This is a genomic window from Myroides injenensis M09-0166 (assembly GCF_000246945.1).
Lineage (GTDB): Bacteria > Bacteroidota > Bacteroidia > Flavobacteriales > Flavobacteriaceae > Flavobacterium > Flavobacterium injenense.
The window spans coordinates 1-7,018 of the sequence record NZ_BAEX01000122.1 but is presented as its reverse complement, the minus strand read 5'-3'; the positions used below and the strand labels follow the sequence as shown (position 1 = coordinate 7,018).

Genomic DNA, 7,018 nt, shown 5'->3' with positions numbered 1-7,018 from the left:
AGTAAAATATAAAAATACAATTCACAACACACCTTAAAAGTAAAATGTACAGTAAAAATCAGCAATTATCAATTATTGCTACACAACACTAGCCATACTAACTACTCTAATTTTTTATTTTTAAAACCTTTAGGAAACTTATGATATACAATTTATTTAGCATCCAATTGTAAAAAAACATAGAGTTAGTAACGAAATAAGTTGTAATTTTGCATTGTTAATCAGTGTTCTAACTGATACACTAAAATAAAACTACACAAATCAAAGTGTAATTTCTCTTCTAAATTGACTGTAAAAAAGTCAATCTTATTCCAACTATTTTTTCAGCTTTTCAAAATCTCAGTCGGTTCTCGTCCCAGCATTGTTCGGGCACGGTTGCAGTCTTGTTCGGGAAATATCCCGTTTTTACAATGCCGCCCCCTACAATTCTCGGACCGTTCCCGAACAAAACTGCCATTTAACTTCTCGACAATCCTCTTAAGCCCTGTAAACAAGGGGTTTTTCACTATATTCCAACTTGCATAAATGGTAAAAAAAGGTCATTTTCTGTCCTTATTTGCAATGCAAGTAAATAGGTATAGTGATTTTGCGTAGTGTTCTTATTTATGAAATTATTTGCAGTAAACTTTATATAATATTCAAACACGAAATAAGTGATAAATTATAAAAATAGATTTGAATAACGCTTTAATAAAAAGATGCGCGAAGCAGCATACTTCCTATTATTTTTGATTGCTATTTCCTTTTCACCTTGTGAATTTAAGAGGACAGTGAAGTAAATCTGTATCTATTAAAAATATTTTAATGATAATTGTAAATGATTATTACTACTTGATAGTATATACTGCTCCACTAGCTGACCAAAAGTCTTATATAGTATGCCATTCATCTGACTGAGAAACTTGAAAACTTTTTGATATTATACTCAATGGCATTAAATATTATATTCTATACCATTGAGTATTATTACTCTAATTTAGAGTATGTTAGTTGTATTTTTAATTTGCAAGCTTATGATAAGACATAGATCATAAAAGACTTATTATGATATAATTACCTATAGCTATATTTCTTTAATAATTGGATTATTCGATCTTGACCACTCGCTCCATGACCCTACATATAATTTAGGAATATCAAGCCCAGCGTATGCAATAGCTAATAATGTATGACATGCTGTAATTCCAGATCCACAATGTACCACTACTGTATCTTTATCTTTAAATACATTTGAGTACTTCTCTTTTAAAACTTCGGATGAATAGAACAAACCATTTTCGTCCAAATTAGATAAACAAGGAATATTAACTGCGCCTGGAATATGACCAGCAATTAAATCAATAGGCTCTACCTCTCCTCTATAGCGATTATTTTCGCGTACATCTATAACCAAATAATTTTCTTTTTCGCTATTCTTTTCTATCTCATCAATAGTAGCTAATGGCAACTGCCAATTTGATAAAGGATATGGATTGGCTACACCAATCATAACTTTTTTATCATTTACTGGAAATCCAACTTTTACAGCAGCTTCCATTCCTCCATTTAATACTTGCACTTTTTTATGCCCAACAGCTTTTAACATCCACCAAAAACGTGCTGCTGAATTTGCCCCATTTTTATCATCATAAATCACTACATGACTGTCAGGTGTAATTCCAAGCTCGCTTAAGGAACTTGAAAACTGTTCTAGACTAGGCAAAGGATGTCTTCCTCCCTTAGAGGCATCTATGCCAATATTAGCAAGCTGTTTATTTGAATCAACAAAAATAGCTCCATCTAAATGAGATTTATGATAATTATTCTGCGCTTCTTTATGGTTTGATGCATCAATAAGAATCAACTGTTTACTATCTTTTAGTTCAAGTAATTCTGAGGCTTGTATAATGGGTGGTATTTTCATAAATAGTTTCTTATTTGTTAATAGCTTTTATATATAATTTATAAGGTAAAAATAATTCAAGCATAGTGATGTCAACAACTACAAATAATAAATAGAAGTGATAGTTACATTTTTGGGAGTGCCAATATTTTAGATAATCTCATTTCAAATGGCAAGACATCTTTCTCCTCATTTACTGGGAAAAATGCTTTGGTTGACAAAACTCCTGTCTCTAATTCTACTAATTTTCGATTGACAATTCGCTCTGCTTCAAAGACTACTTCGTAGCTTTCATTTTCAAAATATTGTATTTCCATTTTCAAAACTCCTTGTGGAATATCTATGGCAAAAGGCATTACTTTATTAATTACCCCATTAAAAGCATCTGAGTAATAAACTGTGATTTTAGGTGGTAAATATTTTGGACTGTGATTATCGGCGTGCTCTTTTTTTGTATAGACTTTCTTCTTAACCTTATAATTAGCAATCGTACTTTCCTCTTGTAGATCTATAACCTCATAATTAACCGAATCGATGGCCGTTTGAAATAGTTCTGCATTGACTAATTCTTTAGAGAAAGGAAAGTTCAATTGACTTTCACTAATAGGAGAATATACGTAACCATATCCTTGATCTAATATATCATTCCACTTTAATTCAGTAACAGAAAACACACCTTTGTTTTTATAAACTACTTCATAACCTGCCACATATATTTCATTTTTTATAAAAGGCAATAACAAAAGCTGCGTAATTGCATTGTGATTTAAACTTTTAAATGCTTCAAATTTTGCTTTCTGTTCAGGTAATAGGTTAGCTATAAATTGATCTTTCATTTTATCAAAATGTAGAGGATCACTACCAACGGTAAATATATAATTAGTTAGTAAGCTATCTTTAATTGTCAAATTATAAATTAATGCTCCTTCTATGAACTCTTTATCCTTTACTGATAATTCTTGGTTTACTTTATTAATGGTATCGCTTAATTGTTCTTCCTTATTTTTATTATGAGATACTTTGTCTTTGCACCCAGCTAAACAAATTGCTAATCCCATAGCTAACCAAATTATTCTATTAGTCATACTTCTTTCTATTTATAATTTTACTCTTTATAAATTCTTTTAAATTTACTTTTTTTACTTCTAAAAGCAACTGCTTTAACACCTATTTTTACTTCACTATTATTTCAAACACTTTAAAATCTGACAATTAAATTTTAGAAATTTTAGAAATCTATAAAGTTTCCCTTTTTATAATTTCAATTAGTTATTAAAAACGTGACAAATAAATATTGTAACTACATTTTTTTCAATTAAAGACATATAATTATATGATTTATATAAAAAATACTCAATATTTCACTTTTAGGCTTTTAACAGTAACAAAATAAAACATTAATAATCAACAACTTAAAAAACAAACTAAATAAACGCAATAGAATCTGTTCTATCATTATCTTTGCATCTTAATATAAAAGATTACAATCATAGTCTTTTAAGTAAGAAAACTCTCAATAAAATGAAAAAGACATTACTTTTTAGCATAATATGTTGCTTATTAATGACTGTTGTTGGATGTAGCAGTGATGATAATAATCCTCGAGGACAAGTTCCTAATGATCAAGTGAGAAGTTTTGTGGTTCAATTGGAAAACTATGAAATTACACATTCTTCTAAGGTCGAAATTATCTTTGAAGGTATTAATGAAAAAAATACTAATCTGTGGAAAGTCAACGGTGTCTTGCAAGATAATCAACCTACAATAATAATCACAGGAAAAGAGTTAACAGATAATAAGCCTATTCGTTTAGAAGCCTACCAACCTTTAGAAGCAGTTAATGTAAAGATTAATATTTCTAATAAAAGTGATAAAAAATATTATTTTAAATTCTCTACACAAATTAAAGGTGACTTAGAGTCCATTTACGACGGAGAGATAGATACAACCTCAACACTTATAGATACCTATAAATTCTAACTGTAGATTTTAAAAAATTATAAAAAGGATAACTCTTTAATTAGAGCTATCCTTTTTTTATTACTACACCTGCCATATTACCAATAGACTACATTCTCCTTACAACTTTAAATACAAAGAGGAATATAAGTAATAGTATAATCCTTTATCTAAATTATATAACAGTTAATTATATAATAAATCCGTAATTTGTAGTATAATTTTCAAGCATTAATTTAATATGAAAAAGATATATAAAGTAAGTGGAATGAGTTGCGATGGTTGCAGAACTAAAGTAGAAAATACACTTAATGAAATTCATGGCGTAGAAGCAAAAGTGACTTTACAAGATGAACAAGCTGACTTAGATTTACATCATGACATTGACACTATAACCTTACAAAAAGCACTTCTAAAAAAAGGTAATTACATTTTACAAGAAGTAATTACTAAAGCTGATGGTACTCAAGAACTACTTCCTGCAGTAGAAATTAGTGAAGATGACATGTACCAACAAGAGATACCGGATAACATGGCAAATAAAGCAGGAAAATACTTCTGTCCTATGCTATGCGAAGGAGATAAAGTATATGATAGCAATGTAGGTTGTCCAGTCTGCGGTATGAATTTAGAACAAATACCAGCAGCCAAAATTGAAAAGACAGTTTATTATTGCCCAATGCTTTGTGAGGGTGATAAAACGTATGATGAACCAGGTAATTGTCCAGTTTGTGGTATGAATCTAGTTGCTAAGACAATTAGTATAGAACCAGAGGATACGACATATAAGGACATGGTTAAAAAACTGATAATCTCCTTAATATTTACAATTCCTATTTTCTTATTAGCGATGGGTGGTATGCTACCCGGAGATCCAATTAGTCATGTAATTCCACATAGCGTTAATAATTATATACAATTATTACTAACATTACCGGTAGTTTACGTTTGTTGGATGTTCTTTGAAAGAGCATGGACATCTTTTAAGACTTGGAATCTAAATATGTTCAGCTTAATAGGCTTGGGGGCTGCTGCAGGTCTAGTCTTTAGTATTGTAGCTCTTTTCTTTCCGGGAATTTTCCCTGAAGAATTTAAAGGAGAGCACGGTATTCACTTGTACTTTGAATCTGTTGCTGTTATTTTGACACTTGTTTTAGTTGGGCAAGTAATGGAGGCGAAAGCACATAGTAGAACAAACACAGCCATTAAAGAACTATTAAAACTAGCTCCTACTCAAGCAACTATTATAACTGATAAAGGAGAAGAAATAATAGAAATTGAAAAAATAGTAAAAGGGGATAAATTAAGAGTTAAGCCAGGGGAAAAAATACCTGTTGACGGTGTGATTTTTGAAGGAGAAGCTAGTATAGATGAATCTATGATTACAGGTGAACCTATTCCTGTACGCAAAATTAAAGATGAGAATGTTGTCTCTGGAACAATAAATGGAAACAGCTCTTTTGTAATGATTGCAGAGAAAGTAGGTAATGAAACTCTACTAGCTCAGATTATAGATATGGTAAATAATGCTAGTCGCTCTCGTGCACCAATTCAAAAGCTAGCAGATAAAGTAGCCAAATATTTTGTACCAGTAGTTGTACTAGTCGCTATTTTAGCATTCTTTATTTGGAAAATTTATGGTCCTGAACCAAAATTAGCTTATGCCTTTGTAAATGCATTAGCTGTTTTAATTATTGCTTGTCCATGTGCGTTAGGATTAGCAACCCCTATGTCTATTATGGTGGGAATTGGAAAAGGAGCACAAAATGGAATACTTGTCAAAAATGCTGAAGCATTAGAAACTGCAAATAAAATAAATGTTTTAATAACGGATAAAACGGGTACACTAACGGAAGGAAAACCATCCATTGAAAAAATAGTAACTACTTCCGATTACAATACAGACGAATTATTGTTATTAACTGCTTCTATAAATCAAAACAGTGAACACGCGCTAGCTCATTCTTTTATCAATGAAGCTAAAACTAAAGCTATAGATTTAATACCTGTAAAAATGTTTGTCAATCAAACAGGAAAAGGAATTCAAGGTATTGTCAACAAAAAACGTCTTTCTTTAGGTAACGCTAAGTTAATGAAGGATATCAATGCTACTATAACAGAGCAGTTAAACGCTCAAGTCATCAAAGAGCAACAATTAGGAAAAACAGTTTCCTATATAGCAGAGGACAACGTAATCATTGGATATGTTGTTATCTATGATAAGATCAAAGAAAGTAGTAAAAAAGCAGTACATACACTTCAGCAACAAGGTATAGAAGTAATTATGATAACTGGAGATAACCCTAATACAGCAAAAGCGGTAGCAGATGAATTAGGTATTAAACATTTCATTGCAGAAGCATTACCACAAGATAAACTTCAGGAGATTAAGAAACTTCAAGAACAAGGTAGAATAGTCGCAATGGCAGGTGATGGTATCAATGATGCACCAGCATTAGCACAAGCAAATGTAGGTATATCAATGGGAACAGGTACAGATGTCGCAATTGAAAGTTCTGAAATTACATTACTAAAAGGAGATTTAGCTGGTATTCCTAAAGCTATAAAATTAAGTAGTGCAGTTATGAAAAATATTAAGCAGAACTTATTCTTTGCCTTTGTGTATAACAGTATAGGTATCCCTATTGCAGCTGGAATACTCTATCCTTTCTTTGGTATAGTATTATCGCCAATGTTAGCTGCTGTAGCAATGAGTTTTAGTTCTGTATCAGTAATTACAAACTCACTCCGACTTAAGAATCTAAAATTATAAATAAAAAAGACGGTTAGTAATTCCTTACTAACCGTCTTTTTTTATTTATCACTTTAAAATAGCAAAGGTTATCAAATGACAACCTTTGCCTAAAATCATCTACTAGCTCGAAAAACAAGTCCCCACTCTGTTTTTCAAAGACTATATAGATAAATAGAAATTTAATTCTTTTTACGAATAGCTACTGCAATATACAAAATATCATTACAATTTTAACACTATAAATTACTTTTTATTATTTATTAGTTAAATAATAAAATATAACTAATAAAATTCACTATTTACCTAATACAAAAGCAATATAAATAAAGAAAAACTCCTAACATTATTAATAACCTAAAATCATTGTTTCTCTTTTTTTCTATTATCTATGCTAAAGAATAAAGATAATAGATACTACGTGT

The 7,018-nt window shown here is 30.4% G+C and carries 4 protein-coding genes; 2 read left to right on the top strand and 2 right to left on the bottom strand.

Going from position 1 to position 7,018, the window contains the following annotated elements; genetic code table 11:
* Positions 1-1,063: 1,063 nt before the first annotated feature.
* Both RH98_RS14270 and RH98_RS14265 read right to left on the bottom strand, forming a co-directional pair.
* Complete coding sequence (locus RH98_RS14270; RefSeq protein ID WP_010256547.1) at positions 1,064-1,903, bottom strand: sulfurtransferase; 840 nt, start codon at positions 1,901-1,903, stop codon at positions 1,064-1,066.
* A 104-nt stretch (positions 1,904-2,007) separates the two neighbouring features.
* Positions 2,008-2,967, bottom strand: a complete 960-nt coding sequence (locus RH98_RS14265) for a hypothetical protein (protein WP_010256541.1) — start codon at positions 2,965-2,967, stop codon at positions 2,008-2,010.
* Between the two features lie 436 nt (positions 2,968-3,403).
* Here RH98_RS14265 and RH98_RS14260 point away from each other — a divergent pair, with 436 nt between their 5' ends.
* Positions 3,404-3,862 carry a hypothetical protein gene (locus RH98_RS14260; protein WP_141629447.1) on the top strand — a complete coding sequence of 153 codons (459 nt, stop codon included), beginning with the start codon at positions 3,404-3,406 and terminating at the stop codon, positions 3,860-3,862.
* A gap of 220 nt (positions 3,863-4,082) precedes the next feature.
* Positions 4,083-6,614, top strand: a complete 2,532-nt coding sequence (locus tag RH98_RS14255) for a heavy metal translocating P-type ATPase (RefSeq protein WP_010256533.1) — start codon at positions 4,083-4,085, stop codon at positions 6,612-6,614.
* The last annotated feature ends 404 nt before the right edge of the window (positions 6,615-7,018 follow it).